This is a genomic window from Pantoea sp. EKM21T (assembly GCF_011800405.1).
Classification (GTDB): domain Bacteria; phylum Pseudomonadota; class Gammaproteobacteria; order Enterobacterales; family Enterobacteriaceae; genus Pantoea; species Pantoea agglomerans.
The window spans coordinates 195,808-219,918 of record NZ_JAALFV010000007.1 but is presented as its reverse complement, the minus strand read 5'-3'; the positions used below and the strand labels follow the sequence as shown (position 1 = coordinate 219,918).

General features: G+C 52.3%; 24 protein-coding genes, 1 tRNA gene and 1 pseudogene. 13 read left to right on the top strand and 13 right to left on the bottom strand.

Annotation, left to right across the window (positions count from 1 at the left end):
• Nucleotides 1-69: 69 nt before the first annotated feature.
• Nucleotides 70-345, top strand: a pseudogene (locus HFD87_RS16005) (DUF4113 domain-containing protein); the annotation flags it as partial.
• 65 nt (nucleotides 346-410) lie between these two features.
• Nucleotides 411-1,751 carry a hypothetical protein gene (locus tag HFD87_RS16000; protein ID WP_167423652.1) on the top strand — a complete coding sequence of 447 codons (1,341 nt, stop codon included), beginning with the start codon at nucleotides 411-413 and terminating at the stop codon, nucleotides 1,749-1,751.
• A 144-nt stretch (nucleotides 1,752-1,895) separates the two neighbouring features.
• On the opposite strand, the gene HFD87_RS15995 is transcribed toward HFD87_RS16000, so the two are convergent.
• From HFD87_RS15995 to HFD87_RS15975, 5 genes are all read right to left on the bottom strand, one after another.
• Nucleotides 1,896-3,239 carry a HEPN/Toprim-associated domain-containing protein gene (locus HFD87_RS15995; protein WP_167423651.1) on the bottom strand — a complete coding sequence of 448 codons (1,344 nt, stop codon included), beginning with the start codon at nucleotides 3,237-3,239 and terminating at the stop codon, nucleotides 1,896-1,898.
• 381 nt (nucleotides 3,240-3,620) lie between these two features.
• Nucleotides 3,621-4,175, bottom strand: a complete 555-nt coding sequence (locus HFD87_RS15990) for a lipoprotein (RefSeq protein WP_167423650.1) — start codon at nucleotides 4,173-4,175, stop codon at nucleotides 3,621-3,623.
• A 47-nt stretch (nucleotides 4,176-4,222) separates the two neighbouring features.
• Nucleotides 4,223-5,428, bottom strand: a complete 1,206-nt coding sequence (locus tag HFD87_RS15985; RefSeq protein WP_167423649.1) for a conjugal transfer protein TraF — start codon at nucleotides 5,426-5,428, stop codon at nucleotides 4,223-4,225.
• A gap of 95 nt (nucleotides 5,429-5,523) precedes the next feature.
• A complete protein-coding gene (locus HFD87_RS15980; protein ID WP_167423648.1) occupies nucleotides 5,524-6,513 on the bottom strand; it encodes a conjugal transfer protein TraE in 990 nt (329 codons plus the stop codon).
• A 172-nt stretch (nucleotides 6,514-6,685) separates the two neighbouring features.
• Complete coding sequence (locus HFD87_RS15975; protein WP_181955685.1) at nucleotides 6,686-7,234, bottom strand: pili assembly chaperone; 549 nt, start codon at nucleotides 7,232-7,234, stop codon at nucleotides 6,686-6,688.
• A gap of 267 nt (nucleotides 7,235-7,501) precedes the next feature.
• Between HFD87_RS15975 and HFD87_RS15970 the strand changes: the two genes are divergently transcribed.
• Both HFD87_RS15970 and HFD87_RS15965 read left to right on the top strand, forming a co-directional pair.
• A complete protein-coding gene (locus HFD87_RS15970) occupies nucleotides 7,502-8,983 on the top strand; it encodes a conjugal transfer nickase/helicase domain-containing protein (RefSeq protein WP_371742450.1) in 1,482 nt (493 codons plus the stop codon).
• Between the two features lie 30 nt (nucleotides 8,984-9,013).
• Nucleotides 9,014-9,973, top strand: a complete 960-nt coding sequence (locus tag HFD87_RS15965; RefSeq protein WP_167423645.1) for a tyrosine-type recombinase/integrase — start codon at nucleotides 9,014-9,016, stop codon at nucleotides 9,971-9,973.
• Nucleotides 9,974-10,255: 282 nt separating this feature from the next.
• Here HFD87_RS15965 and HFD87_RS15960 read toward each other — a convergent pair.
• The 6 genes from HFD87_RS15960 to aspA all read right to left on the bottom strand — a co-directional run bounded on the left by HFD87_RS15960 (nucleotide 10,256) and on the right by aspA (nucleotide 15,982).
• A tRNA-Phe gene (locus tag HFD87_RS15960) sits at nucleotides 10,256-10,331 on the bottom strand.
• Nucleotides 10,332-10,438: 107 nt separating this feature from the next.
• A complete protein-coding gene (locus HFD87_RS15955) occupies nucleotides 10,439-11,014 on the bottom strand; it encodes a transcriptional regulator (RefSeq protein WP_010672020.1) in 576 nt (191 codons plus the stop codon).
• Between the two features lie 63 nt (nucleotides 11,015-11,077).
• Nucleotides 11,078-12,778, bottom strand: coding sequence for a protein-disulfide reductase DsbD (locus tag HFD87_RS15950; RefSeq protein ID WP_033787517.1), 1,701 nt, complete (start codon nucleotides 12,776-12,778; stop codon nucleotides 11,078-11,080).
• Nucleotides 12,754-13,068, bottom strand: coding sequence for a divalent cation tolerance protein CutA (gene cutA / locus HFD87_RS15945; RefSeq protein WP_167423644.1), 315 nt, complete (start codon nucleotides 13,066-13,068; stop codon nucleotides 12,754-12,756). Before cutA ends, HFD87_RS15950 begins: the two co-directional genes overlap by 25 nt.
• A 64-nt stretch (nucleotides 13,069-13,132) precedes the next feature.
• Nucleotides 13,133-14,434, bottom strand: coding sequence for an anaerobic C4-dicarboxylate transporter (locus HFD87_RS15940; protein ID WP_167423643.1), 1,302 nt, complete (start codon nucleotides 14,432-14,434; stop codon nucleotides 13,133-13,135).
• A 111-nt stretch (nucleotides 14,435-14,545) separates the two neighbouring features.
• Complete coding sequence (gene aspA / locus HFD87_RS15935; protein WP_010251996.1) at nucleotides 14,546-15,982, bottom strand: aspartate ammonia-lyase; 1,437 nt, start codon at nucleotides 15,980-15,982, stop codon at nucleotides 14,546-14,548.
• 328 nt (nucleotides 15,983-16,310) lie between these two features.
• Here aspA and HFD87_RS15930 point away from each other — a divergent pair, with 328 nt between their 5' ends.
• The 5 genes from HFD87_RS15930 to HFD87_RS15910 all read left to right on the top strand — a co-directional run bounded on the left by HFD87_RS15930 (nucleotide 16,311) and on the right by HFD87_RS15910 (nucleotide 20,249).
• Nucleotides 16,311-16,772 carry an FxsA family protein gene (locus HFD87_RS15930; RefSeq protein ID WP_010251992.1) on the top strand — a complete coding sequence of 154 codons (462 nt, stop codon included), beginning with the start codon at nucleotides 16,311-16,313 and terminating at the stop codon, nucleotides 16,770-16,772.
• 460 nt (nucleotides 16,773-17,232) lie between these two features.
• On the top strand, nucleotides 17,233-17,526 hold the full coding sequence (locus HFD87_RS15925; RefSeq protein ID WP_022625257.1) for a co-chaperone GroES: 294 nt from the start codon (nucleotides 17,233-17,235) through the stop codon (nucleotides 17,524-17,526).
• Between the two features lie 49 nt (nucleotides 17,527-17,575).
• Nucleotides 17,576-19,225 carry a chaperonin GroEL gene (groL, locus tag HFD87_RS15920; protein ID WP_010251987.1) on the top strand — a complete coding sequence of 550 codons (1,650 nt, stop codon included), beginning with the start codon at nucleotides 17,576-17,578 and terminating at the stop codon, nucleotides 19,223-19,225.
• Nucleotides 19,226-19,442: 217 nt separating this feature from the next.
• Complete coding sequence (locus HFD87_RS15915) at nucleotides 19,443-19,598, top strand: DUF1508 domain-containing protein (protein WP_010251985.1); 156 nt, start codon at nucleotides 19,443-19,445, stop codon at nucleotides 19,596-19,598.
• Nucleotides 19,599-19,901: 303 nt separating this feature from the next.
• Nucleotides 19,902-20,249, top strand: coding sequence for a DUF4156 domain-containing protein (locus tag HFD87_RS15910; RefSeq protein ID WP_052271181.1), 348 nt, complete (start codon nucleotides 19,902-19,904; stop codon nucleotides 20,247-20,249).
• Nucleotides 20,250-20,302: 53 nt separating this feature from the next.
• Here the strand turns inward: HFD87_RS15910 and epmB are convergent, their stop codons facing one another.
• The gene (gene epmB / locus HFD87_RS15905; RefSeq protein ID WP_033759609.1) at nucleotides 20,303-21,331 is read right to left on the bottom strand and encodes an EF-P beta-lysylation protein EpmB; all 1,029 of its coding nucleotides are present in this window, start codon (nucleotides 21,329-21,331) and stop codon (nucleotides 20,303-20,305) included.
• A gap of 43 nt (nucleotides 21,332-21,374) precedes the next feature.
• Here epmB and efp point away from each other — a divergent pair, with 43 nt between their 5' ends.
• From efp to HFD87_RS15890, 3 genes are all read left to right on the top strand, one after another.
• Nucleotides 21,375-21,941: an elongation factor P gene (gene efp, locus HFD87_RS15900; RefSeq protein WP_010251979.1), complete on the top strand. Its 567-nt coding sequence runs from the start codon at nucleotides 21,375-21,377 to the stop codon at nucleotides 21,939-21,941.
• 51 nt (nucleotides 21,942-21,992) lie between these two features.
• The gene (locus tag HFD87_RS15895) at nucleotides 21,993-22,124 is read left to right on the top strand and encodes an entericidin A/B family lipoprotein (RefSeq protein WP_003848306.1); all 132 of its coding nucleotides are present in this window, start codon (nucleotides 21,993-21,995) and stop codon (nucleotides 22,122-22,124) included.
• Between the two features lie 102 nt (nucleotides 22,125-22,226).
• Nucleotides 22,227-22,361, top strand: a complete 135-nt coding sequence (locus HFD87_RS15890) for an entericidin A/B family lipoprotein (protein WP_003848302.1) — start codon at nucleotides 22,227-22,229, stop codon at nucleotides 22,359-22,361.
• 55 nt (nucleotides 22,362-22,416) lie between these two features.
• Here the strand turns inward: HFD87_RS15890 and HFD87_RS15885 are convergent, their stop codons facing one another.
• The gene (locus HFD87_RS15885) at nucleotides 22,417-22,941 is read right to left on the bottom strand and encodes a lipocalin family protein (protein ID WP_010672015.1); all 525 of its coding nucleotides are present in this window, start codon (nucleotides 22,939-22,941) and stop codon (nucleotides 22,417-22,419) included.
• A 135-nt stretch (nucleotides 22,942-23,076) separates the two neighbouring features.
• Here HFD87_RS15885 and epmA point away from each other — a divergent pair, with 135 nt between their 5' ends.
• Entirely contained in the window at nucleotides 23,077-24,054 is a 978-nt protein-coding gene (gene epmA, locus HFD87_RS15880) for an elongation factor P--(R)-beta-lysine ligase (protein WP_003848297.1), read from the top strand.
• Nucleotides 24,055-24,111: the final 57 nt, after the last annotated feature.

Genomic DNA, 24,111 nt, shown 5'->3' with positions numbered 1-24,111 from the left:
GTGAAAGAATAAAATAAATCATTTAGCACCCGTGCTGGATTGTATGCACCCTTAAAATGCAGGTCAGCACGGGTATGGATAAGCGGCCATCGCTTTGCGAAAGCAGGTGTTATGTTGAACGACTTCACCCCCTCCGGTGTTACCCACCTCAATCTTTTTGATGACGGTCAACCCAGAGCGAACAGCAAGCCTTTGATGCAGGTTATTGACCATATCAATCTGACTGGCATAGGGAATATCTGGTTTGCTGGAAGAGGCATACCGCCCGTATGGCAGATGAAGCGTGAACTGTTGTCACCTGCCTATACAACAAGATGGAAGGACATACTCGTAGCAAAACTTTAGGAATTCTAATATTGTTAAGAAACTTCGAATTGTTTTATTAACAAAGTTAAATTTAAGGCGGATGCATGGCACCTTTAGCAACTTATTTACCAGAATCACAAGTAATAACCTTAAAAAAAGACATAGATTGTTTTCAGGATCCTGATAATTTAAAGGGTTTTGCTAATCCTCAGAGCCTTAGTGTTTTTTTTCATGAATGGATACACTTCTTACACAACGTTTCAACTATAAATGGCCTTGTAGGTTTTTCGCAACAAATAGTCTTATGGTCCAATTTTAGGTGGTCTATAAATGAAAAAGGACATTGCATAGGATCTTTGCACAGAAATGATAATGAAAGCGAGGATAACTTAAAATTACTTAAGCATTATTTTTCAAGAGTGAAACCTGGTACTGGATATATCCCTAGTCATATAGACCCGCATGATATCAGTTTGCATTCATATGAGCTAAAAGCAGGAGTAATTACTAATGGTTATTGGGAGTTTACATCAAAAATAGCATGTAAGTTTATAAGTCAGGGCTCAATTTTTGATGTTGAGATAGGTGTTCTCGAGATCTTAGAGTCTATTGCTTACATGCTTGAAACTAGACTTGTCGAAAAAATGGATAGTATGCCATTAGCGTCACCAATTAAACCCTATCAACTCGTCTACATTTTTTCTAAAGGAATTTCCCCGAAACTTAAGAAAGATGAGATCATTTGCACCATGCTTACAGCACTACAGAACAATGACCCGGCTGCAATATTATTGGTGGCCTTAGAAACAATGAAGAACAGGAAGCGTAAAAAAAGAAAAAGTTTACTTAATGATATGGCAGTTAAATGCTTGACGTCTTTTGAAGACACTATTGATCAGCAATTTAATCAGATCAAAGATTTGTTACCTGTTAACGAGCCAATGGGTAACTTTGTCAAGTTAACTATAAAGAGGTTAAAAAGGAATTTGAATAAGAGAATTAAAAACCCTTTTTTCGAGTTATCGATAGTAGAGCATACTGCTAAAAATCCTAATTATTTAAATGAATGCATAAGGAAATATGGTGGGTGTGTTGTTATTTCGGAAAGATATGGTGACGATAATGAGGCGGGCCGGGATGTTATTTATGAGTTCATCCTTGATGAGCATGAAGCTGATTACAGCTTGGGACTTCAAATTGCCCGATCAAGTTTCCATTTTTTAGATGCTCATTTAGATCATTCAACGGGAAGTTTTAAAAACTCTCAAAATATTACATACAGCTGCAAATGTCCATTCTACAACACTTGTAGAGTAGTATTGAGAAATGACAGGCCTGAGATTTGTGCTAATAAACCATGGTTATCTATAGATGATAAACAAAATCTTGGATGTGTTTATGCCAGAGCTGTAAGAGCGACAGCACCGCCGCCTGTCAACTTATAGGCTATGAAACAGATAATATGATCTGCTTATAGGGGCAAGAGCTATAAATGGCCTCCTTATATCTCTGTTCTATAATTTTAATTAGAAAAGTGGAAAGAGGGTTTTTATTTCCACTTAACGATAATTTTCATTGTGAAATAAATTTCATTGATTTTTAAATAACCATTTACGCACTTCAGATTCTGCTATTTCACTACTAACTGCAACTATGGCCTTCAATACAGTGTCGAGCTTTTTAGTGTTATATTTGCCATTTTCAATGTCACTTTTTTTTGTTTGTAAGAATTTTTTTACATACCCCTCTTTCATGTGCAATGCACCTTGATACTTTCCAACACCTTCTTTGTAATTAGTCCACCTTATATGAGGAGGAGAGAAACCTTTAATATCGAAATCCAAATAGCACTCAATTGCTACCGCTCGACCATTTATATCTGTTTCCCGAATACCATCAGGACCTTCAGCCTTGAATTGTTTGAAAACATCCATGTCAGGTAAACTAAGGCATGACATATTTGAAGGGAGGTTTAATTTTCGTATCTTTTCAAGGGCTTCACAACCTTCCGCATCGTTATCTAAAAGAAAGATTATATTATTATGGACATCGATGCTAACAAGTCCTTCAGCAAACTTCACTAAGCTCGAAGCTCCTGAAAATGGATGGCGCTCACTAACATCAATGAATGTAAAAAAATCCTCAATGTCAGGCATCAGGAGACTAAACGCATGTCGCAAGATATGTATATCAGACGTACCTTCAGTGGCAATTAAAAACTTCTCAGAACGTGATGCACCGGGTTCAATATCATCTGCACTCGCCCAGCCGTTTTCAACTAAAAGTCCATAAGCCCACGTTAATAAGGTGTCTGCGTTTTTTTCGTTTTCAGCCATAAGTCGAAGAGCCGAATATGGATGTAAAAAACCTATAAGTTCCTTGAAGGATTCAATTTCTGAAGTACTCTGGTTAAAATGCCCACTGAAAAAAGGTATTCTTTTAAGCGTTGCTTCGTCATTAAACCTTCCTGTTACTATTTCTAGCCACTTTGCATTATTATATTCGGAAGTAAATTCATCCTGTAATTCATCAATATTGATGCTTTTTACAAAGGTAAAGAACTCATCGAAATCCATCCAGTCTTTTTTATTCGAGTTAGTAGGCGCATAAAGCTCTATTATCGCTCCCTGATCTTCCGTCACATCTTGGACGTAAAAGTTAAACTCATCTCGAACATTTTTTAGAGTAAAACCTAGAAGCTCAAGACGATTCTTAACTCTGCCTAAATTCCTTTGTAGCGCGATTTCCATAGCGGCCAGTGTGCTTTCGTCATCTGTATCATCGCTTTCGTCAAATGCATCATAATCGATGCCATCACTCTTCACTCTCTTAATGTCCTCTTTCTGAAAAAGAGAACCATGATCAATGCCTAGGCCGTTTTTACTATAAGTCACCGTCATGCCTGACAAATCGAGTGTAATTTCCGTTCCCATGACAACCTCTTGTTAGACCACTTAATTGCTATTATAAAGGTGATGTTGATATCTTAGTGTAATTCGCTCGAAAAATTACTGTATCTATATAGATATGGCGAATTTATCTTATACACGTTTTCATTCAGGCCCGCCCTTGGCAAGGGTCGAATCGCTTTAAGGTTGCTTCTTTACACCATATCAGAATCCAGTAAGTTAATCGTACTCAGCAAACATTCCATAAACCCTCCTGTGTCTCCCCGGAGCCAGTAGTAAATATGGTCATGTACAGTAAAGGGTTTACCGTAATGACTATGTGCATGCTCTGCGCAGAACACCTCATAGTCAGCATGCTCTTTCATGGTTCTGATGCACCGGACAATCCGGTGCCAACTCACAGCATTACTCCGCTTCACCGCGAACTGCCGCATGAATCTGACTGAAAAGACGCTTCGTCCAGGTATCAGTGACGTGCTTCGGATCGGATGAGATATAGGTTGATACAACAAAGCTCCCAGCTTTGTTGCCGGTGGCACCGGTGCCTTTGAACGTCCGGCGAACTTCAATCGTCAGCCTGTCATTTCCCGCCCAGTGCCTGGACATGCGGTAATAGTTGCCGGGCTCTACCGACCAACTTGTGCCCTCTGAAATGGCCGAGGCTGACCAGCCCGCATTCCCCTGTCCGCTGTTGCGCGCGGCAGCCACATCCCCGTCTGAGACGAAACCGAACTTTTCCTTAAGACGCATCGCCACCGTATCGACCGGTATCAGAACCGGCCCATACGCATCGCTGATCTGATTGCGTTTTTCCGGCGTGGTCTGGTCTTTTACATCTGAAGGCATTTGATGACCGTCATTCAGCGAACCGAACTGGCCGAGGCCGTTCATGAAGCTGCTGCAGCCGCTGAGCGAGGTCGCCAGCACAATGGCAGAGAGAGTAAGGGCTTTTTTTGACATGATATTCTCCGGTTCAGGTGCGGGCTGCAACCGGCAGCCCGTGTGCGTCAGAAAGTGAAAGAAAGCTGCGCGGCAGCACCGTAGCTGCTGTCTGTACCGGCCATGCCGGTCAGGTCGAGATGCACCACATTGAAAGGTGAAATCCCCACACCGGCGGTAAACATGCTCCGATCGCTGTTACGCATGTCTGCACGGTAACCGACACGCAGCTGCGCCCAGTCCCAGGCATTCAGCTCGGTGCCTACGCCGGCATACTGTGCTTTTTCATCCGAGGCAAAACCGCTGGCAGGTGTCAGGTCAACATCTGTGGCCAGCGTGACTAAACCATTGCTCCACGCCGTGCCGGCAGTCGCCTGCGGGCGGATCTGGAAAGTGTCAGTGATGCCGTTGATTTCGCGCGTATCAATGTCACGCGCCACCAGGTTCTGTCCGGTCAGTCCGACGGTCCACTCCGGCGTCAGCTGAGCCGCAAATCCGACATCGACGTTTGCGCCGCTTTCTGAACGCTTCCAGTCATTGCTGCGAAAATCTGACGCGCTGTAGTTACCGACGGAAACGTTATAGTTCCAGGTATCCACGCGCTGGACCTTTGGCGTGATGCCGACAGAAACCGGCGTTTCGCCCAGGGTAAACTGATGCGCAGCGGCGATACCGTATTCCGTGACCAGTGCGGCGACGCCCTGCGCCCGTGAGGTCATCTGGTCAATATCCGTCTGAGTGGGCGTGAAAATGCCGCTCTGTGCCGCGTCGAGATACGCCAGGTCACGTTGTGTGATATCGGTCCGGACTTTGGCCTGTCCCCAGCCTTTAACCACAAAGGCGAAAGGGAGGGTGTCATTCGGAATGGCAATCACCGCAGAAAGCCCGGCACTGGCATGCCCGCTGTCGCCGTCAACGTCCTGCAGGGATTGTTTCAGCGCAGCCGCCTGTCGTGAACTATTACCGGTGCCCGCTGAATCGCGGAAGTCGTCAAAGGTGGTTTTTACTCTGTCCAGTCCGTCACGCAGATTATCCGGATCGCTGATTTGTACTCCCACGCCCGGCAGGATAAGTCCGACATCGTCACTTCCATCATGGTGGGTCATCAGCGCGGGGTTGGCCAGCGCAGCGGCCAGATAATTTGAAGAAGCCACCCCGGTTCCCCCCATGGCGTCGTTACGTGCCTCGGTCCAGGTGGTTGCGGCATTCACTGACGGCACGGCCGAAGCCAGTAATGCGAGAATAACACTGCGTGTTAACAGTTTTGCTTTCATCAGTTATTTCCTTTTCTTGTTTTTGACAAAGGAGTTTCCCTGGTGCTGATGCACCAATTAAATAAACAGGCTTAGTTTTTTATTTTTAAATATTGTTAACCGAAGTTCATCACTTCTTTCAGATAGTCTTCCCATTCGGGAGTGGTATAAAAATCCGGGTTTCTTACCGGCTGCAATTCCTCCTCGCTCCACATGGCGCTTTGTCGGGTTATATGGTGACCCTTACTGTTTTCATCAATTACACATGAGGCCGAGTGCAACAAATCAGAGCCACCTCTCAGGCTATCAAAATTTCCGCCCGGCAATTTTCGAAAAGAAATTTCTACAACTCTTCCTTTTAATCGCAGCAATTCACAGAAAGAGAGAAAAGCACTTATCTCTGATTCACTGATAACGGAGTGCGGTATCACGCCGGTGAAGTAATTATTTTCAATGGATACGCCATTAATATATTTAATCCGGGTCGCTGTGATTACCATCTCCTGGCTGAGATTAATCGCTGGCTGACCTGTGTAATGCTGACGTCTGAAAAAGCATAAGGACTGAACCGCTGCACCTTTGTACGGCAGAAGGCATTGAGCAGCCTGCCAGAGGTCACGTAGTGAGATGGTCGGAACCGGAAGGATGTCCTCCCCGGCGAGCCATCCGGACTGAACACCAAACCATGACGAAAGCTGTTCCAGTACAGGCAGGGTCAGATGATCGAGAGTGCGCTCTCGGTTCTCCAGCACGCTCATGCCGATGTTGAGCTCAGAGAGCATTGTGGCCACCTGCGCCACATCAAGGCCGTGGCGGTCCATCAGATGCCAGAAACGCTCATAAATGCGGTTTACCGTGGCTTTGCGGGGCGCGGTCGTTTCAGTCATAACGCCCACGATGATGATATTGACCAGTTGTGAAACAGAGATACCGAGCCTGCTTGAAACCTGTTGCAAAAATTCCCGTGAGGCCGGCGGGAAACGTATAGCCACTGGCGGACTGCCGGTCTTCTTCCCCTCTGCGAACTGCTCAAGCAGCTGTCTCTGCTCGTCGGTCTGCTCTGAGACAAGTCGATAGAGTATTTCTGTCAGGTTGATGCGTTTCATAAAGGCCCTGGTGTTGGCTGAATGATAAAATATTTTGTTAATCTTTTTGTAGCCGGTGTGAATACAGTACCTGGCGGAACCGCGCGTTGTATAACGCGATATTTCGATCGTTCAGATCGAATACAGGCATGTATTCAGTGTGAATAATTCCCTTCAGGCCTGACAGCCGAAATTATTTTTCCGGTTCAGAAGATTTCCACAGCAGCATTACCGGCCATTCGCTGCGTGACGGACAGCGCCAGCGCCACTGCCTGAACAGGATTTCCAGCTGCATCAGGGCTCGGGTAGCGTCCCGGAAAGGTACACTCGTCAGCCGACTGCGGTAAGACCAGCCCCGCGCCGTCAGGTACGCCCTGAGTCTGGCCGCCCGCACCGGCGTCAACAGGTGCGAAGCAATGACAACGGTCTTTCCCTCCTGCAGCGCGGATTCCGCCGCCTCATATACGCCAGACCAGAACCAGCTCACGCGCTCAGGCGTCAGCCCCACGGTGGGCAGCCAGGGAGACAGGTGCACGGTGATGCGTTTTTTCCGGCTGAGCAGGCAGGGCCTGCGGTAGAACTGCCGCGTCACACAGTCGAGCGGCCTGAGCATAAACGGCGAGGCGGCCGTCAGCATCCATAGCGTCAGGACGCCGCCGGGACCAGCTGGCGTCAGCAGGCTGAAAGCCAGCGTGAGCGTCAGCCAGAGAATGAGGGTCAGGATAACCAGTCGTTGCTGCATGGGTGTGCTCAGTTTAATTAACGGAAGGTGCGCACAGCAAAGCACGGGACGTTAATGGCGTCCGTCGTAAACCCTGAATCCGGGGTGAAAAATTAAAGCAAGCGGGATGTCTGCCTGAGGCAGATAAGGGTTTAGGGTTGCAAACGACGCACGGTCTCATAGCGTTACGTCATTTCTGAAGCAGAACGAAAGGCAGTGACGATGGTGCGGGTAATGAAATGGCTGGCAGGCAGGACGGCGCTAAAGTCGACGACACAGCGGCTGAACATGGACGTGAAAGAGGTGGCGTTTCGCCCGGTCCTCACCGGCAGCGAACTGATGCAAACGGCTGAGCGGCGTAAGCTTCTGAAGATGCTGACGGAAAATAGCCCCCTGTCGCAGTCCGTGACGGAGGCCTGGTGGCTTCAGCCGGCACAGGCACTGCTTGCGTACGTACAGGACTGTCCTGCCGCGTGGCGCGGGCCTTACTCCGGGCCGGGGGGATTTGGCGACCTGAGCCTCAGCGTGGCGGTCAGGGCCGTCCGACTGGTCCGGGGCATGATGCTGCCGTCCGGCGCGACTTCAGAGGAGCAGTCTGAGCAGGCGCCGGGCTGGGTCTGTGCGGTGTTCTGGGCGGGGCTGTTTCATCATCTGGCCTGGCTGACGCAGGCCGAAGGTGCCACGGAAAAAGGGCGGGTGTGGTATCCAGGCTTTCAGGAGCCGGACAGCGCGTGGCGAATCCGGCCCGCAAAAGAGGTGCAGGTATCACAACTAACGGGCCAGTACATGGCCGCACGGCTGCTGCCGGCATCCGGCATGCTGTGGCTGCAGCGCTGGCCGGGTATCTCACACTCCCTGCTGCAGTTTATGGCGGGTGAGCGCGGCGGTGTGCTGTACGGCATTATTGCCGAGGCAAAGACAGGTGCAGGGTTCGGTGTCAGCGAATTATCAGATTTATCAGACAGGGCAGGTGTCAGTATTTCACAGGTGACGCAACCTGCTGAAATTCCCCCAAAATTAGCACACAATTCGCCAGTCCTTTTGTCGAGTCACATCATTTCAGCAAATGTTTCTGAATCAATTGGAAACGAAGCGGCAGCGTATACTGCCCCTCAGACAGGCGATGCAGCAGCAGGGGCAGAGAGTATCGTCCCTGCCATCACAGGTCTGGTATCGGCCCTGAGCAGCGTGGATACCAGTCCTGACCCGGATGAGACCGAGCGGAGCGACACGGACAGCGATCCTCAGGCAGACCTGCTGGCGGTACTGGACCGCATGGCGGCGGGACAGTCGCCCGTCAGTGCCGGTGAGGAAAACGCTCCGCTTCTGACAGAGCCTGAGCAAATCCCAAATGCCGTGCTGCTGAGCACGACTCCGGAGGCAACTGAAGTGGCAACAGACGGCGAGCGATTTATGGCGTGGCTGAGGGAAAGCACTGAAGGTGGCACGCTGACGGTAAACGAGCGTGATAGCTCGTTGCACGTCCTGGCCGGTTTTGTCTTTCTGGTGTCGCCGGACGTCTTTTTTAAATGCATTTCATCACAGCCGGAAAATAATGTTGATAAAAACAGGCTGCAGAAAAGCTTTGAGGCGCTGGGCATCCATCATTCACGAAATGGTAAAGGGTTATACCATTACCATAAATATGATTCGCCGGATAAAAGCGGTCGTTTTACCAGCCTGTCGGGATATATGGTTCGGACCGACATTATTTTTAAAAAAGGAAGCTGTCCTGCGGACAGCATATGGCTTTCGCCACGGCGGGAGTAATTACAGGGTTTATGAGATAAAGAGGTCACAGTGTCTGATAACGTATCATTTGATGAATTACTGAATGATTATTTCTTCAGTAAATCACTCCGTGAAGCTACCGAATGGAGTTACCGCAAGGTAGTTAAAACGTTTATTAAATTCGTCGGCGTAAATACAACACCCGAACAGGTGACCAGCCATATGGTACTCACCTGGCGAAGAAAAGTTATTGCTGATGAAAAACTGTCCAAAATAACATGGAATAATAAGCTGACGCACATGCGTGCTATTTTTAATTTTGCCATCAAAAAAGGCTATATCAGCCAGAGAGAAAACCCTTTTAATGGCGCAATCGCCAGGCCCGATGTGAAGCGCAAAAAAACGCTGAGCAATGACCAGATTAAAAGAATTTATCTCATTATGGAGGCAAAGGAACAGGACGAAATTATTGGTGCAGGGGAAGTACGTAAAAATGCCCTGCGGCCGTGCTGGTTCTGGCTCACAGTGCTTGATGCATTACGGCGGACGGGCATGCGGCAAAACCAGCTTCTGCACATCAGGCTCTGCGACGTGAACCTCACCCATAACTGGATAAGTCTCCGGCCAGAGGGGGCGAAAAATCATCGTGAGCACCGGGTTCCTGTCACGAGCCAGTTTCGCCCTCGCCTCGAACGGCTGTACAGTCTTTCTCTTGAAAGGGGAGCAAAAATGGAAGATCAGCTTTTCAACCTCACACGGTTTGACAGCCGAAGAAATGAGGTCAGTGAGAACATGGACAATCCGCCGCTCCGGGCTTTTTTCAGGCGACTTTCTAAAGAGTGCGGGTTTGCTGTCAGTCCGCATCGCTTCCGACACACGATAGCGACGAACCTGATGAAACTCCCTGATCGCAACCTCAAAATGGCACAGGATCTGCTCGGGCATTCGACGCCGAGTGTAACCCTGCAATACGTGGAAAGCGACATTGAGAAGGTGAGAAGCGTGATTGAGGAGCTGGATGTTGACTAAGATAAATCTTAAGGCAAATCTAACTATCTGATTTAAAAAATGGAAAAAATGCGAAGGATTTATTTACATTATCTTGACAGAGAGGATGAAGAACAGGTAAATACTTTGCTGAAGTGTTTTTAATGGATGTGAGAAGTCCAGAGGATGCTGGAACATCCTCTGGACTTTAAAGTCCCGTGTTCAACAAAGGTTCGGTAAGCATATTTACCAACTTTTGGCTGAATGGGACCCTCTGTCTTGCCCGTTAAGGATCTCAACCCTTAACGAACAGGCTCTGAAGAGTGGTGCCCGAACCCGGAATCGAACCAGGGACACGGGGATTTTCAATCCCCTGCTCTACCGACTGAGCTATTCGGGCAACGGGGCGCATTAAACCGTAAAGGCCGCGGGTCGTCAACGGCTTTCACTAAAAAACCCCTGGAAACGTGACTGATTGCCTGATTTTCAGTCAAAGCGGGTAAAACCTCAGGCCAGCGCGCCATTTTTACGGCATAGCGCGATGCTGTAAACATCCTCCGCCAGCCGCTGTGCGGTGGCGACATCCTGCACATTGCGCTTCACCAGCAGCTTGCTGAGGCAGCCTTCAAGAATCAGCTCCATCTGATCGGCCACCATGCTGGGATTGTCCAGCGCCTGCTCCACCAGAATGTCGTGGGTGAACTGCCATGAGCCGCGTTTCTGCTGTTCGGCCAGTTGATGGATGGGCTGATCGGGCTGCGGGTAGAAGCTACAGGCGGCAATAAACAGGCAGCCAGGAAAGCGTCCTTTGCTGACCTGCTCACTCAGGACCTCATAGCGTGCCATCAGCTTCTGGTCGGGCGACAGCGATTCATCCAGCAGGATCTGGCGTCGCCAGGTATCAATCTGCTGCCCGTGATAGCGCAGCGCATCGTAGAGCAGGGCGTCACGATCGGGCCAGAACTGCTGAAGCTGGTCATGGGTTAATTCGGATCCCGCCAGGGTTTCCAATGAGAGGGTGGCGGCGAGGCCGTTCTGTTCAAGCACATTCAATGCATGCTCGAGTATCTGTTCACGCTGCAAGTGACTCTCCTCTGGTATGCAGGCCCGGTAAGGCACCGGGCAATGACCTGACTCCAGTGTTGTTTACGGGGTAAGTTTCTGCAAATGCGCCCGGAACTCGGCGGCATTGAGAAACCCGGTGATGCGCGATCCGGCGATTTCGCGGCCCTGCGCATCAAAGAACAAAATCGTCGGTAAGCCCAGCACCTGAAGGTGCTGCAACAGCGCGTTATCACTGGCGTTGTTGGCGGTGACGTTGGCCTGGAGCAACTGTACCTGACTCAGGCTATCGCGCACGGCGCTGTCACTAAAGGTATATTTTTCAAACTCTTTGCAGGCGACGCACCAGTCAGCGTAGAGATCGACCATGGTGATGCGGCCGCGGGCCTGCTGCAGCGCGCTATCAAGCTGCTGCGGCGTCTGGATAGTATGGAACGGCAGCGGTGCCACAGCCTGCTGCTGCGCCGGTCCGCCAAAGGCCCAGTCCTGCAACGGGCGTGCGCTGATCAGCGCAGCGGCCAGCATGATAATCTGCACTACGCGCCACTTACCACTGCTGGCGCGCAGGCTGACGCTGAACGCCCAGCCAAAGAACGCGACGCCGAGCAGGCTCCAGAGTCGCAATCCCCACGCATCGCCCAGCACCCGCTCCAGCAGGAAGACCGGCAGCGCCAGGATGACAAAACCAAAGCCCTCTTTAACGGTTTGCATCCACGGGCCGCTTTTTGGCAGCAGCCGGTTGCCAAACAGGGTCACGGCGATAAGCGGTAATCCCATTCCGACCGCATAGAGCCACAGCGTCCCGGCACCGGCCCACAGATTTCCGCTCTGCGCGATGTAAAGCAGAATGGCGCTGAGCGGGGCCGTGGTGCAGGGCGAGCAGATCAAACCCGCCAGCGCCCCCATCAGGAAGACGCCGGGCAGCGAGCCACCCTGCTGACGATTACTCCACAGGGTCAGGCGGGTTTGCAGGCTGGCGGGCAGTTGCAGCGTAAACAGGCCGAACATCGACAGCGCCAGCACGATAAAAAGCAGTGAGAGCGTGAACAGCACATAAGGATGCTGCAACGCGGCCTGGAAGCGCAGGCCCGCTGCCGCGACGACCACTCCCAGCAGCGTGTAGGTCAGCGCCATCCCCTGCACATAGACCATCGCCAGCGCGAACAGCCGGCCCAGCGAATAGTGGCGCTGTCCGCCAAGGATAATGCCGGAGATCAGCGGATACATCGGCAGTACGCAGGGCGTAAACGCGACACCGATACCAATCAGTAGCGCCCAGAGCGGCGAGAAAGGCAGCGGGCTGGCGGGCGCGGGCTGAGCGCTGACCGGCGGCGGTGCGCTGCTGGCGGTTACCGCACTTACCGGAACGCTGCGCGTCTCTGGCGGATAACAGAATCCGGCGGCGGCACAGCCCTGATAAGTCACACTGAGCGTGGCGCCGCTGGCCGCCTGTTGCAGCGTCACCGGCAGCGTCAGATCCTGCGGATAGATTTCACTTTTGCCGAAGAATTCATCTTCATGCGGCTGACCAGCCGGCAGCGTTAACGGCGCGATGGTCGCGTTCTGCGGTGTGATGTGGATCTGCTGGCGATAGAGGTAGTAACCCGATTTCACTTTCCAGTGCAGGTTGAGCTGCGCGCCCTGCTGGTCGAAGTCAAAAGTAAAGGCCTGATCGACCGGCACAAAGCGACTGGTCGCCGGATTTGAAAAGAGTGAAGCGTGCGCCTGCAGGCCGATAAACAGCGTCAGCAGAAGCGTAATTAAGCGAGAGATGCGTGCAGCCATGACAAGTATTTACTGTCTCCATATTGAACCGGCAGAGCCAGCAGTTCGGGCACATCGTAAGGGTGAGCGTCTTTGAGCAGATCACACAGCGCCTGCTGATGATCGCGGTCGCATTTCAGCAGCATCTGGACTTCGCTGCTCTGCTCCATTTTTCCCTGCCAGAGATACCAGGAGGTGGCGCCCGGCAGCAGTGTGACACAGGCCGCCAGCCTGGTTTCCAGCGCTAAGCCAGCAAGGTGCTCCGCCGTGGCCTGATCGGGCGTGGTGCAGAGGATAACGACAGCATTCATCCTGTGACTCCTGTTTTAAAGAGCGCCGATGATAGCACGCTCCATCCGTAACACGAGGAGTGCGCTATAGCAGCAATCCACCAAAAACGAAGCCAGAGAGCACCGACAGCGCAATGGCGATCACGCCGGGAATGATAAAGGCATGGTTAAATACATACTTGCCAATCCGGGTTGAACCCGTGTCATCCATCTCGACGGCGGCCAGCAGGGTCGGGTAGGTCGGCAGCACAAACAGCGCCGAAACCGCCGCGAAGGAAGCGATGGCAGTAAGCGGCGTAACGCCCAGCAGTAGCGCGGCGGGCATCAGCGCTTTGGTAGTCGCAGCCTGCGAGTAGAGCAGCATCGAGGCGAAGAACAGCACCAGCGCCAGCATCCACGGATAGGTTTTCAGCGTGTCGCCCGCCAGCATCTGAATCTCCGCCAGATGTGCCTTCACAAAGGTATCGCCCAGCCAGGCGACGCCCATTACGCAGATACAGGCGCTCATGCCGGACTTGAAGGTGCTGGCGCTGAGGATTTCGCTGGTGTCGAGTTTGCAGGTCAGGCTGATCAGCGTGGCGATGGTCAGCATAAACACCACAATTGCTTCATTGCGTGGCAGCGGCGGATTGACGATCAGCCCGACGCTGGCGCTGGTCGCGGTGGCATAAAGCACCACGGCCACAATGCCCGTCAGAAACAGCAGCACCGATTTTTTCGCGCCCGGTTTTGCCTGGTAGAGGCTGGCGCCGCGCAGCGTGACTTCGCCTTTGGCGAGACGCGCCTGATAAACCTCATCATCCTTTAGCTCACGGCCTAAGAAGTTAGTCACCAGAGCCGCCAGGAAGAGGCCCACCATGGTTGAGGGGATGGCAATCGCCAGCAGCGTGATATAGCTGACGCCGCGCGGCTCAAGCAGGGTGGCGAAGAAGACCACCGCGGCTGAAATGGGTGATGCGGTAATCGCGATCTGCGAAGCCACTACCGCAATCGACAGCGGCCGGGAAGGGCGAACGCCTTGCTCTTTCGCCACTTCGGCAATCACCGGTAATGTTGAGAACGCGGTGTGTCCGGTACCGGCCAGCAGCGTCATCAGGTAGGTCACCAGCGGGGCCAGCAGCGTAACGTGGCGAGGATGGCGGCGCAGCAGGCGTTCCGCCAGACTCACCAGATAATCCATGCCGCCTGCCACCTGCATGGCGGCTATCGCGGCGATCACCGCCATGATGATTTCAATCACATCGAACGGAATAGCGCCGGGTGCCATGCCAAATCCCAGCGTCAGGATCAGCACGCCCGTTCCGCCTGCGAACCCGATACCAATGCCGCCAAGACGTGCGCCCAACCAGATCGCCATCAAGACGATAAGCAGCTCAACCACAAACATGAATGACTCCTGAAAGATAAACCGGTAATAGCCGGGTGTGCTGTTTAACAAAAAAAAAGGCACACCGTGTTGATCGCGGTGTGCCTTTGGTTAACCAGCGTCGGTTAAACCTTACTGTTCGTTTTCATCAGTATAACGTTTGGCTTTATAAACCGGGTACATCAGGTTCTGCACCGAGAAGATATCGTCCAGCTCACTTTCCGTCAGCAGGCCGCGCTCCAGCACGACTTCACGTACGCTTTTACCGGTTTCCGCACAGATTTTACCGACGATGTCGCCGTTGTGGTGGCCGATGTAAGGGTTGAGGTAAGTCACGATACCAATCGAGTTGAAGACATAGGCTTCGCACACTGCGCGGTTGGCGGTAATGCCGTTGATGCACTTCTCCAGCAGGTTATAGCAGGCGTTAGTCAGAATGCTGATCGACTCAAACAGCGCCTGGCCAATCACCGGCTCCATCACGTTGAGCTGCAGCTGGCCCGCTTCAGAGGCCATCGTCACGGTGATGTCGTTGCCAATCACTTTGAAGCAGACCTGGTTTACCACCTCCGGTACAACCGGATTGACCTTGGCGGGCATGATAGAGGAACCCGCCTGCAGCTCTGGCAGGTTGATTTCATTCAGGCCAGCACGCGGGCCTGAGGAGAGCAGGCGCAGATCGTTACAGATTTTAGAGAGCTTCACCGCCAGACGTTTCAGCGATGAATGGACCATCACATAGGCGCCACAGTCGGAGGTTGCTTCAATCAGATCTTCCGCTGGCACCACCGGCAGGTTGCTGACTTCCGCCAGACGCTGTACCGCCAGGTGCTGATACCCTTCCGGCGTATTGAGGCGGGTGCCGATGGCGGTCGCGCCCAGGTTCACTTCCAGCAGCAGTTCCGCGGTGCGCAGAATGCTTTTGGTCTCTTCGTTCAGCAGTACGCTGAAGGCGTGAAATTCCTGCCCGAGGGTCATCGGCACGGCATCCTGCAACTGGGTACGGCCCATTTTCAGGATGGTCTGGAACTCATCGGCTTTGTGCTGGAAGCCTTCGGCCAGCTGGCTGATGCCATCAAGCAGTTTCAGTAGCGAGCTGTAGACCGCGATGCGGAAACCGGTTGGGTAAGCGTCGTTGGTGGACTGGCATTTGTTCACATGATCGTTGGGGTTGAGGTACTGATATTCCCCTTTCTGGTGGCCCATCAGCTCCAGGCCGATGTTCGCCAGCACTTCATTGGTGTTCATGTTGACCGAGGTTCCGGCACCGCCCTGATAAACATCCACGGGGAACTGGTCCATGCAGCGGCCGTTGTTGAGCACTTCGTCGCAGGCCTTAATGATGGTATCGGCAATGTTGCGCGGGATGGTCTGCAGCTCTTTGTTGGCCATCGCCGCCGCTTTTTTTACCATCACCATGCCGCGGACAAATTCAGGTATGTCGCTGATTTTGCTGTTGCTGATATAAAAATTCTCAATCGCACGCAGAGTATGAACGCCATAATAGGCATCCGCCGGAACTTCGCGCATACCTAACAGGTCTTCTTCGATACGAATGTTGTTCGCCATGATAACCTTCTTGTTGTTGCCGCTAACCATCACAAAGGATGTGTTTATTTTGTCGTGGTGTACCCGTGCCGACATATTATCCGTCTTCATAGGGGCGTGTGCGATCATATTCTGATGCATATGAAAAGCACGCATGCAGATCACTTAATGCTGCAGCCTGGTTAACGATATGTGAAGTTGGTTACAAAATTAACCCCGCAGGATAAATTTGACAGGATCGGTTGAAAATGGCGGCGCGGGTGCCCATCTCTTTTCTTATCATCCTCAGGATGAACGCTTTCTGCTGACCGGCACGCTGCCGTTCAGCCCCTACTTACAGGAGAGTACGGTGCGCTGGATACCGTTATTAGTCTTTTTCGTTCTGGCCTGGATTGAGATTTCCCTCTTCATTCAGGTTGCACACGTCATGGGCGTGCTGCTTACCATGCTGTTGGTGGTCTTCACCTCGTGCATCGGCGTCTCGCTGGTCAAAAATCAGGGCATGAAAAACTTTATGCTGATGCAGGAGAAGCTGGCACGTAATGAAAGCCCGGCCAATGAGATGATCAAAAGCGTGTCGCTGATCATCGCCGGTTTCCTGCTGCTGCTGCCTGGTTTCTTTACCGACCTGCTGGGCCTGCTGCTGCTGCTGCCACCGGTGCAGAAACATCTGACGCTGAAACTGATGCCTCATCTGCGCGTCTGGCGGGGGCCGGGAGCCGGTCCAGACAGCGGCTACACCATGGATGGCGAGTTCGAGCGTAAAGACAGCGATCGCCTTGAGCATCATGACGATCACAAGGATCGTTAACCGCAGCTGTCACCTTTGAAAGCGCAACCCTCGGGTTGCGTGAGATTGTTGAAAAACCTGACCCGGCCAGCTGTGAGACCGGAGCCGCACAGGGAACAGGGTCAGATCGGAAAGTCGCAAAATCGTCATCCATGACTGCTCGGCCCGCGCCATCCGTGGCGCGGGACGCTTTCCTCTTCTGACCCTGTTTCCTGCGCCCTGAGCTTAGCCGTTGCTGCCAGGGTCATCCTGTTCTGAGTTTGTCAGCACGCTGGCGCAACCTTCGGGTTGCGTTTTTTATTTGTCCCATCATCTGTTCAAAAAGCCATCACTTATCACTCACACGTAAAAAATTTGTTGTCCGCCCCCTTGAAAGTGGGTGGCAGCGGCCCTATCTCTCTGGTCACGAGGCCGGAAGCCATGCAGCCCGGTGTTCAACCCCAAAACTGAATGATTGGACTTCTCAAAGGAGAGCTATCAAATGAAAATTCGTCCATTGCACGATCGCGTTATCGTCAAGCGTAAAGAAGTTGAAGCTAAATCAGCTGGCGGCATCGTGCTGACCGGTTCCGCAGCCGGTAAATCCACCCGTGGTGAAGTACTGGCTGTCGGCAATGGCCGCATCCTTGAGAGTGGCGACGTTAAGCCGCTGGACGTGAAGGTTGGCGACATCGTGATCTTCAGCGAAGGTTACGGCGCGAAAACCGAGAAAATCGACAACGAAGAGGTGCTTATCATCTCTGAGAGCGACATTCTGGCCGTTGTTGAAGCGTAATTTTTACGCGTAATTCACTGAACGAAACGAATTTAAGGGATATTTAAAGATGGCAGCTAAAGACGTAAAATTCGGTAATGACGCACGCGTAAAAATGCTGCGTGGCGTGAACGTACTGGCAGATGCAGTAAAAGTTACCCTGGGTCCTAAAGGCCGTAACGTAGTCCTGGATAAATCTTTTGGTGCACCGACCATCACTAAAGATGGTGTTTCTGTTGCACGTGAAATCGAGCTGGAAGACAAGTTCGAGAACATGGGCGCGCAGATGGTGAAAGAAGTTGCCTCTAAAGCGAACGACGCTGCGGGCGACGGTACCACCACTGCAACCGTACTGGCACAGTCTATCATCACCGAAGGCCTGAAAGCGGTCGCAGCGGGTATGAACCCGATGGACCTGAAGCGCGGTATTGACCAGGCTGTTATCGCTGCGGTTGAGAAACTGAAAGCGCTGTCTGTTCCTTGCTCTGACTCTAAAGCGATTGCGCAGGTAGGTACTATCTCTGCTAACTCCGATGAAACCGTGGGCCAGTTGATTGCTCAGGCGATGGAGAAAGTGGGTAAAGAAGGCGTGATCACCGTTGAAGAAGGCACCGGCCTGCAGGATGAGCTGGATGTGGTTGAAGGTATGCAGTTTGATCGCGGCTACCTGTCACCTTACTTCATCAACAAGCCAGAAACCGGTGCGATTGAACTGGAATCTCCGTTCATCCTGCTGGCTGACAAGAAAATCTCTAACATCCGTGAAATGCTGCCAGTGCTGGAAGCCGTTGCGAAAGCCGGCAAACCACTGCTGATCATCGCGGAAGATGTTGAAGGCGAAGCGCTGGCAACACTGGTGGTTAACACCATGCGCGGCATCGTGAAAGTGGCTGCGGTTAAAGCACCAGGCTTCGGCGACCGTCGTAAAGCTATGCTGCAGGATATCGCTATCCTGACCGGTGGTACCGTAATCTCTGAAGAGATCGGTATGGAACTGGAGAAAGCGGCTCTGGAAGATCTGGGCCAGGCAAAACGCGTTGTGATCAACAAAGACACCACCACCATCATCGACGGTGTGGGTGAAGAAGCGACAATTCAGGGCCGTGTAACCCAGATTCGTCAGCAGATCGAAGAAGCAACGTCTGACTACGACAAAGAAAAACTGCAGGAGCGCGTAGCGAAACTGGCAGGCGGCGTAGCCGTTCTGAAAGTAGGCGCAGCAACTGAAGTTGAAATGAAAGAGAAGAAAGCCCGCGTTGAAGATGCGCTGCACGCAACCCGTGCTGCTGTAGAAGAAGGTGTGGTTGCTGGTGGTGGTGTGGCGCTGGTTCGCGTGGCAGCACAGCTGGTTGATCTGCGTGGTCAGAACGAAGATCAGAACGTCGGTATCAAAGTTGCACTGCGCGCGATGGAATCTCCACTGCGTCAGATCGTTTCTAACGCCGGTGAAGAGCCATCTGTTGTCGCTAACAACGTGAAAGCGGGCGACGGTAACTACGGTTACAACGCGCAGACTGAAGAGTACGGCAACATGATCGACTTCGGTATCCTGGACCCAACCAAAGTGACCCGTTCTGCTCTGCAGTACGCGGCCTCTGTTGCGGGTCTGATGATCACGACCGAATGTATGGTCACTGACCTGCCAAAAGGCGACGCACCTGATTTAGGCGGCGGCGCTGGCGGTATGGGTGGCATGGGCGGTATGGGCGGCATGATGTAATTGCCGTTGACTGCTTAAGTCATCAAAGAACCCCCGATCGGAAACGGTCGGGGGTTTTTCTTTTTCAGCGTCTGAATGCTGGCAGCAGCAGGAAAAACCCATTAACTTTTTTTATGTTCTGCATCATGGTTTAGTCAGGGCGGGATGCTCTAACGTGGATCCCGGCGCAAAATAGCGCGCTCTGAAAGGGATAAACAACAGATTAAGGAAAATTAAAATGCACGATAAATGGGAATTTTATAAGGACGAAGCACACAAGTGGCGCTGGAGAAGAACGGCGCCCAACGGCAATATTACCGGCGCCGCCAGTCAGGGCTACGTTAACAAAGCCGATTGCATCGAAAATGCACGACGTAATGGCTACACCGGTTAAGGGCATCACGCTCTGACATCACCCCCGATCGGAAACGGTCGGGGGTTTTTCTTTTGGGTGGGAAAATAGTATAAGTAAGGCGCAATCGTTCGTCTTTCCTCTTGATATGTCACGCTGTCTGCGGCTGCGCCGACTGATCGACTGGCTTCATTTTATTCACCAGCATCGGCACGCTTGCCAGCCTGCAAGCGGCGTGAAATATTGAGACGATATAACGGGATAAGGGCAATGAATGTGCAGAAAGAAAAATCCTTTTTCTGCTACGCTGCCACCCGACTCTGATGATAATAAATGGGGATTACAATGCGGATTAACCTCTTGCTCGGACTGACGGCTGGCGCGTTATTGCTGGCGGGCTGCAGCAGCTCTACGCAACTCTCTTCAGCAGGACAGCGCGTGACGTTCACCGATCAGCAGCCTGGCAATACCTGTCAGCTTCTGGGCAATATTACCGGCTCTCAGAGCAACTGGCTGAGCGGTGCAGGCGGGGAAACCAGCGCACTGCGTGGCGCAGCAAACGACCTGCGCAATCGCGCAGCGGATATGGGCGGTAACGTGATTTATGGAGCAACCAGTCCGACGCAGAACCTGTTGTCCGCGTTCGCGCCACTCGACAGCAAAATGACCGGCCAGGTCTACAAGTGCCCATAATGTGAATCAGGCAGTCTGCCAAATTGAACCGGCCAGCCTTTTACTGGCCGTTTTTATTCCTGACGTAACTGTAAATCTAACGGTGTTTTACTTGGCTCTCCGCCAATTTCACGCGCCAGCTTTGGCACCAGATAGCCGGAGACCTGTGACAGTAATGCACGCACCAGCTGGCGGGCCTCGTCATCTGACACAAAGAAATGCGCCGCACCCTGTACCTTATCCAGCACGTGCAGATAGTAGGGCAGAATGCCGGCATCAAATAGTGCATTGCTCAGGGTGGCCAGCGTCTGCGCATTATCGTTGATGCCACGCAACAGGACGCTCTGATTCAGCAGGGTGACACCGGCACGCTTCAGGCTGCTCATCGCCTCACGCAGCTCATCATCAATCTCCTGCGCATGGTTGATGTGCGTCACCATCACCACCTGCAGATGCGTCTCGCTGAGCATCTGACAGAGCTGATCGGTAATGCGCGCCGGTATCACCACCGGTAAACGGCTGTGGATGCGCAGACGTTTCAGATGCGGGATCTGTTCAAGCGCGGCGATAAGCCAGGCGAGCTCATGATCTTTCGCCATCAGCGGATCGCCGCCGGAGAAAATGATCTCATCCAGCTCGGGATGATCGGCGATATAGTCCAGTGCAGCCTGCCAGCTACGCTTATTGCCGGGATTATCCTGATAGGGGAAATGACGACGGAAGCAGTAGCGACAGTTGACGGCGCAGCCGCCTTTTACCAACAATAAAGCCCGGTTTCGGTATTTATGCAGCAATCCAGGTACAACGTTGCTTTGTTCATCGAGCGGATCGGTGCTATAACCTGGCGCATCAGTGAATTCCTGGCGGCGGGTCAGTACCTGAAGCAGCAGCGGGTCGTGCGCATCGCCTTTTTTCATCCGGCGGATGAACGCATGCGGTACACGTAAGGCGAAAAGACGCCGCGCATCCGCACCTTCAGCCAGCTCAGTGTGCTGATCAAGGGCTAAAATCCGCAGTAATTCATCAGGTTCGGTGACAACATCCGCAAGTTGCTGCAACCAATCTTCTCTGGAAGGTGTTTTTAGGGTTACAATGTGTGCCATTTTTTTGGCTTAGTACCAGTGTCAATTTTCGTAGAGGGCCTTCATGGCGACTTATTCTAGCAACGATTTCCGTCCCGGTCTTAAAATCATGTTCGAAGGCGAGCCGTATGCCATCGAATCCAGTGAGTTCGTTAAACCGGGTAAAGGTCAGGCATTCGCGCGCGTTAAAATGCGTCGCCTGCTGACGGGTTCTCGCGTTGAGAAAACTTTTAAATCTACCGACTCCGCCGAAGGCGCTGACGTAGTAGATACCAACCTGAACTACCTGTACAACGACGGTGAGTTCTACCACTTCATGCATCCGGAAAGCTTTGAGCAGTTCCAGGTTGAAGAGAAGACGGTAAGCGATGCAGCGAAATGGCTGCAGGATAACGCTGAATGTATCGTTACGCTGTGGAACGGTCGTCCGATCGCCGTTCAGCCGCCGAACTTTATCGAAGCTGAAGTTATCGAAACCGATCCAGGCCTGAAAGGTGATACCGCAGGGACTGGCGGCAAGCCAGCTAAACTCTCTACCGGTGCCGTGGTGAAAGTGCCACTGTTCGTGCAAGAGGGCGAAGTGGTGAAAGTTGACACCCGCTCTGGCGAATACGTGTCACGCGTGAAATAAGATTCGCAGGCGCATCTTCTGGTGCGCCTTTTTCTTGTCTGAGAGAAAAAAATGATCAAGCTGGCAAAATTAATCGCGTTCGCGTTGCTGGTCTCCTCTGCGTTAAGCGCCTGCAACACATTCCACGGTTTTGGCGAAGATGTCTCTCACTTAGGTGGTGCCATTTCGCGGGCAGCAAAATGACCTTAACTGATTGTCCTTTTTAAAGTCTCGCCAGCAGCAACTGCCGGAAATCCGGCTATGCTTAAAGCGCTGTACTTTACATCCATCAAAAAGGACATTGTTATGTTAAAGAAAAGTATTGCTGCAATCTTCTCTGTACTGGTGCTCTCTTCCCTGCTCACAGCTTGTAATACAACGCGTGGCGTAGGTGAAGATGTCGAAGCGGGCGGCCAGGCGATTCAGAACAGCACGAAGTAACCTGTTATTCCAACCGGTACGAAATGCTTTTCGTACCGGCTTGTCAGATTCTGCACTATTTCTGTTTTACCCAGATTAACTCTTCAACCGGGAAACCATCCCGACGCGCCTGATCAACCAGTTTCTCTTTTACGCCCGGTTCCAGTTGTGGTGTGCGTGACAGTATCCAGAGATAGTGGCGATTCGGTCCACATACCAGCGCATAGCGGTAGTCAGGATCGAGAGCAATCACGTTATAGCCGCCATAGAAGGGGCCGAAGAAAGAGACTTTCAGAGAAGCCCGCGTGGGTTCACCGGTAAAGTAGGCTTTGCCGACGCTCTCCTGCCAGCGCTGCTTTTTGACGTTATAGCCACGGTTGATTACCTTCAGGCCGCCATCTTCACGCGGGCTGTAGTTTGCCGTTACCTGTTCAAGGCCGCGCTCAAAAGGGTGGTTAAGGCGGGCAATCTCATACCACTGACCGAGATAGCGCTGGCTGTCAAAGTTATCTACGACCGTGACGTTCTTTGGCGGCGTAGTGCTGCAGGCGACAGAGAGAAAAGCACTCAGGCTGGCAACAACTGTTTTCCATGGAGACATAGTGGGATTCCTTTGTGATTTAACCGCTTAAGTATAGAAGCCGAAACGCTGTTTTTGGCAGTACGGGCACGAGATTGTTTGCCGCAGGCATTGCAGGTAGACTTCCCCCCCTAATTTGTATCAGGAGTCATCACCATGAGCGAAACGGCAAGCTGGCAACCAAGCGCATCCATCGCCAATTTGTTAAAACGCGCCGCTATTTTAGCAGAAGTGCGTCGTTTCTTTGCCGATCGCGGCGTGCTGGAAGTGGATACGCCGGCGATGAGCCAGGCCACCATTACCGATATCCATCTGGTGCCATTCCAGACGCGTTTTGTCGGGCCTGGCGCTGCGCAGGGGCGCGATCTCTGGCTGATGACCAGCCCGGAATATCATATGAAACGCCTGCTGGCGGCGGGCAGTGGCCCGATCTATCAGATGGCGCGCAGCTTCCGCAATGAAGAGGCGGGACGTCACCACAACCCGGAATTCACCATGCTGGAGTGGTACCGGCCGCATTACGATATGTACCGTCTGATGAACGAAGTCGACGATCTGATGCAGCAGGTGCTGGAGTGTGACAGCGCTGAGTCGCTCTCCTATCAGCAGGCGTTTATCCGTCATCTTGAGCTGGATCCGCTGTCAGCGGATAAAGCGCAGTTGCGTGAAGCGGCAGAGAAGCTGGGTGAAGGCGAGCTGGCGCGTGCAGAAGAGGATCGCGATACCTTACTGATGCTGCTGTTTATGCTGGGTGTGGAACCGAAGATTGGTCAGGATAAACCCTGCTTCGTTTATCATTTCCCGGCCAGCCAGGCAGCCCTGGCGGAGATCAGCACCGAAGATCACCGCGTGGCCGAACGCTTTGAGGTCTATTACAAAGGCATTGAGCTGGCGAACGGTTTCCGTGAACTGACCGACAGCCGTGAGCAGCGTCAGCGTTTTGAGCAGGATAACCGTCGCCGTGCGGCACGCGGCCTGCCTGTGCATCCTATTGATACGTATCTGCTGGATGCGCTGGCGCATGGCATGCCTGCCTGTTCCGGGGTCGCACTGGGTATCGATCGCCTGATCATGCTGGCGTTGAAAGCGGAGTCATTGAGCGATGTGATCGCGTTTCCGGTGGATCGCTGCTAATCGGTTAATCACAAACGATGGCGGATTAGAGGGGAAGGGTTGGCCCGGATGAAGAGC

What these genes read in the sequence shown, in the direction of transcription:
- HFD87_RS15985 (WP_167423649.1), bottom strand. Translation starts at nt 5,428, where the DNA reads ATGAAAGCAAAACTGTTAACACGCAGTGTTATTCTCGCATTACTGGCT.
- HFD87_RS15915 (WP_010251985.1), top strand. Translation starts at nt 19,443, where the DNA reads ATGCACGATAAATGGGAATTTTATAAGGACGAAGCACACAAGTGGCGC.
- HFD87_RS16000 (WP_167423652.1), top strand. Translation starts at nt 411, where the DNA reads ATGGCACCTTTAGCAACTTATTTACCAGAATCACAAGTAATAACCTTA.
- epmB (WP_033759609.1), bottom strand. Translation starts at nt 21,331, where the DNA reads ATGGCACACATTGTAACCCTAAAAACACCTTCCAGAGAAGATTGGTTG.
- HFD87_RS15895 (WP_003848306.1), top strand. Translation starts at nt 21,993, where the DNA reads ATGATCAAGCTGGCAAAATTAATCGCGTTCGCGTTGCTGGTCTCCTCT.
- HFD87_RS15980 (WP_167423648.1), bottom strand. Translation starts at nt 6,513, where the DNA reads ATGAAACGCATCAACCTGACAGAAATACTCTATCGACTTGTCTCAGAG.
- efp (WP_010251979.1), top strand. Translation starts at nt 21,375, where the DNA reads ATGGCGACTTATTCTAGCAACGATTTCCGTCCCGGTCTTAAAATCATG.
- HFD87_RS15925 (WP_022625257.1), top strand. Translation starts at nt 17,233, where the DNA reads ATGAAAATTCGTCCATTGCACGATCGCGTTATCGTCAAGCGTAAAGAA.
- groL (WP_010251987.1), top strand. Translation starts at nt 17,576, where the DNA reads ATGGCAGCTAAAGACGTAAAATTCGGTAATGACGCACGCGTAAAAATG.
- HFD87_RS15995 (WP_167423651.1), bottom strand. Translation starts at nt 3,239, where the DNA reads ATGGGAACGGAAATTACACTCGATTTGTCAGGCATGACGGTGACTTAT.
- cutA (WP_167423644.1), bottom strand. Translation starts at nt 13,068, where the DNA reads ATGAATGCTGTCGTTATCCTCTGCACCACGCCCGATCAGGCCACGGCG.
- HFD87_RS15910 (WP_052271181.1), top strand. Translation starts at nt 19,902, where the DNA reads ATGCGGATTAACCTCTTGCTCGGACTGACGGCTGGCGCGTTATTGCTG.
- HFD87_RS15990 (WP_167423650.1), bottom strand. Translation starts at nt 4,175, where the DNA reads ATGTCAAAAAAAGCCCTTACTCTCTCTGCCATTGTGCTGGCGACCTCG.
- HFD87_RS15950 (WP_033787517.1), bottom strand. Translation starts at nt 12,778, where the DNA reads ATGGCTGCACGCATCTCTCGCTTAATTACGCTTCTGCTGACGCTGTTT.
- HFD87_RS15975 (WP_181955685.1), bottom strand. Translation starts at nt 7,234, where the DNA reads ATGCAGCAACGACTGGTTATCCTGACCCTCATTCTCTGGCTGACGCTC.
- HFD87_RS15940 (WP_167423643.1), bottom strand. Translation starts at nt 14,434, where the DNA reads ATGTTTGTGGTTGAGCTGCTTATCGTCTTGATGGCGATCTGGTTGGGC.
- HFD87_RS15890 (WP_003848302.1), top strand. Translation starts at nt 22,227, where the DNA reads ATGTTAAAGAAAAGTATTGCTGCAATCTTCTCTGTACTGGTGCTCTCT.
- HFD87_RS15885 (WP_010672015.1), bottom strand. Translation starts at nt 22,941, where the DNA reads ATGTCTCCATGGAAAACAGTTGTTGCCAGCCTGAGTGCTTTTCTCTCT.
- HFD87_RS15970 (WP_371742450.1), top strand. Translation starts at nt 7,502, where the DNA reads ATGGACGTGAAAGAGGTGGCGTTTCGCCCGGTCCTCACCGGCAGCGAA.
- epmA (WP_003848297.1), top strand. Translation starts at nt 23,077, where the DNA reads ATGAGCGAAACGGCAAGCTGGCAACCAAGCGCATCCATCGCCAATTTG.
- aspA (WP_010251996.1), bottom strand. Translation starts at nt 15,982, where the DNA reads ATGGCGAACAACATTCGTATCGAAGAAGACCTGTTAGGTATGCGCGAA.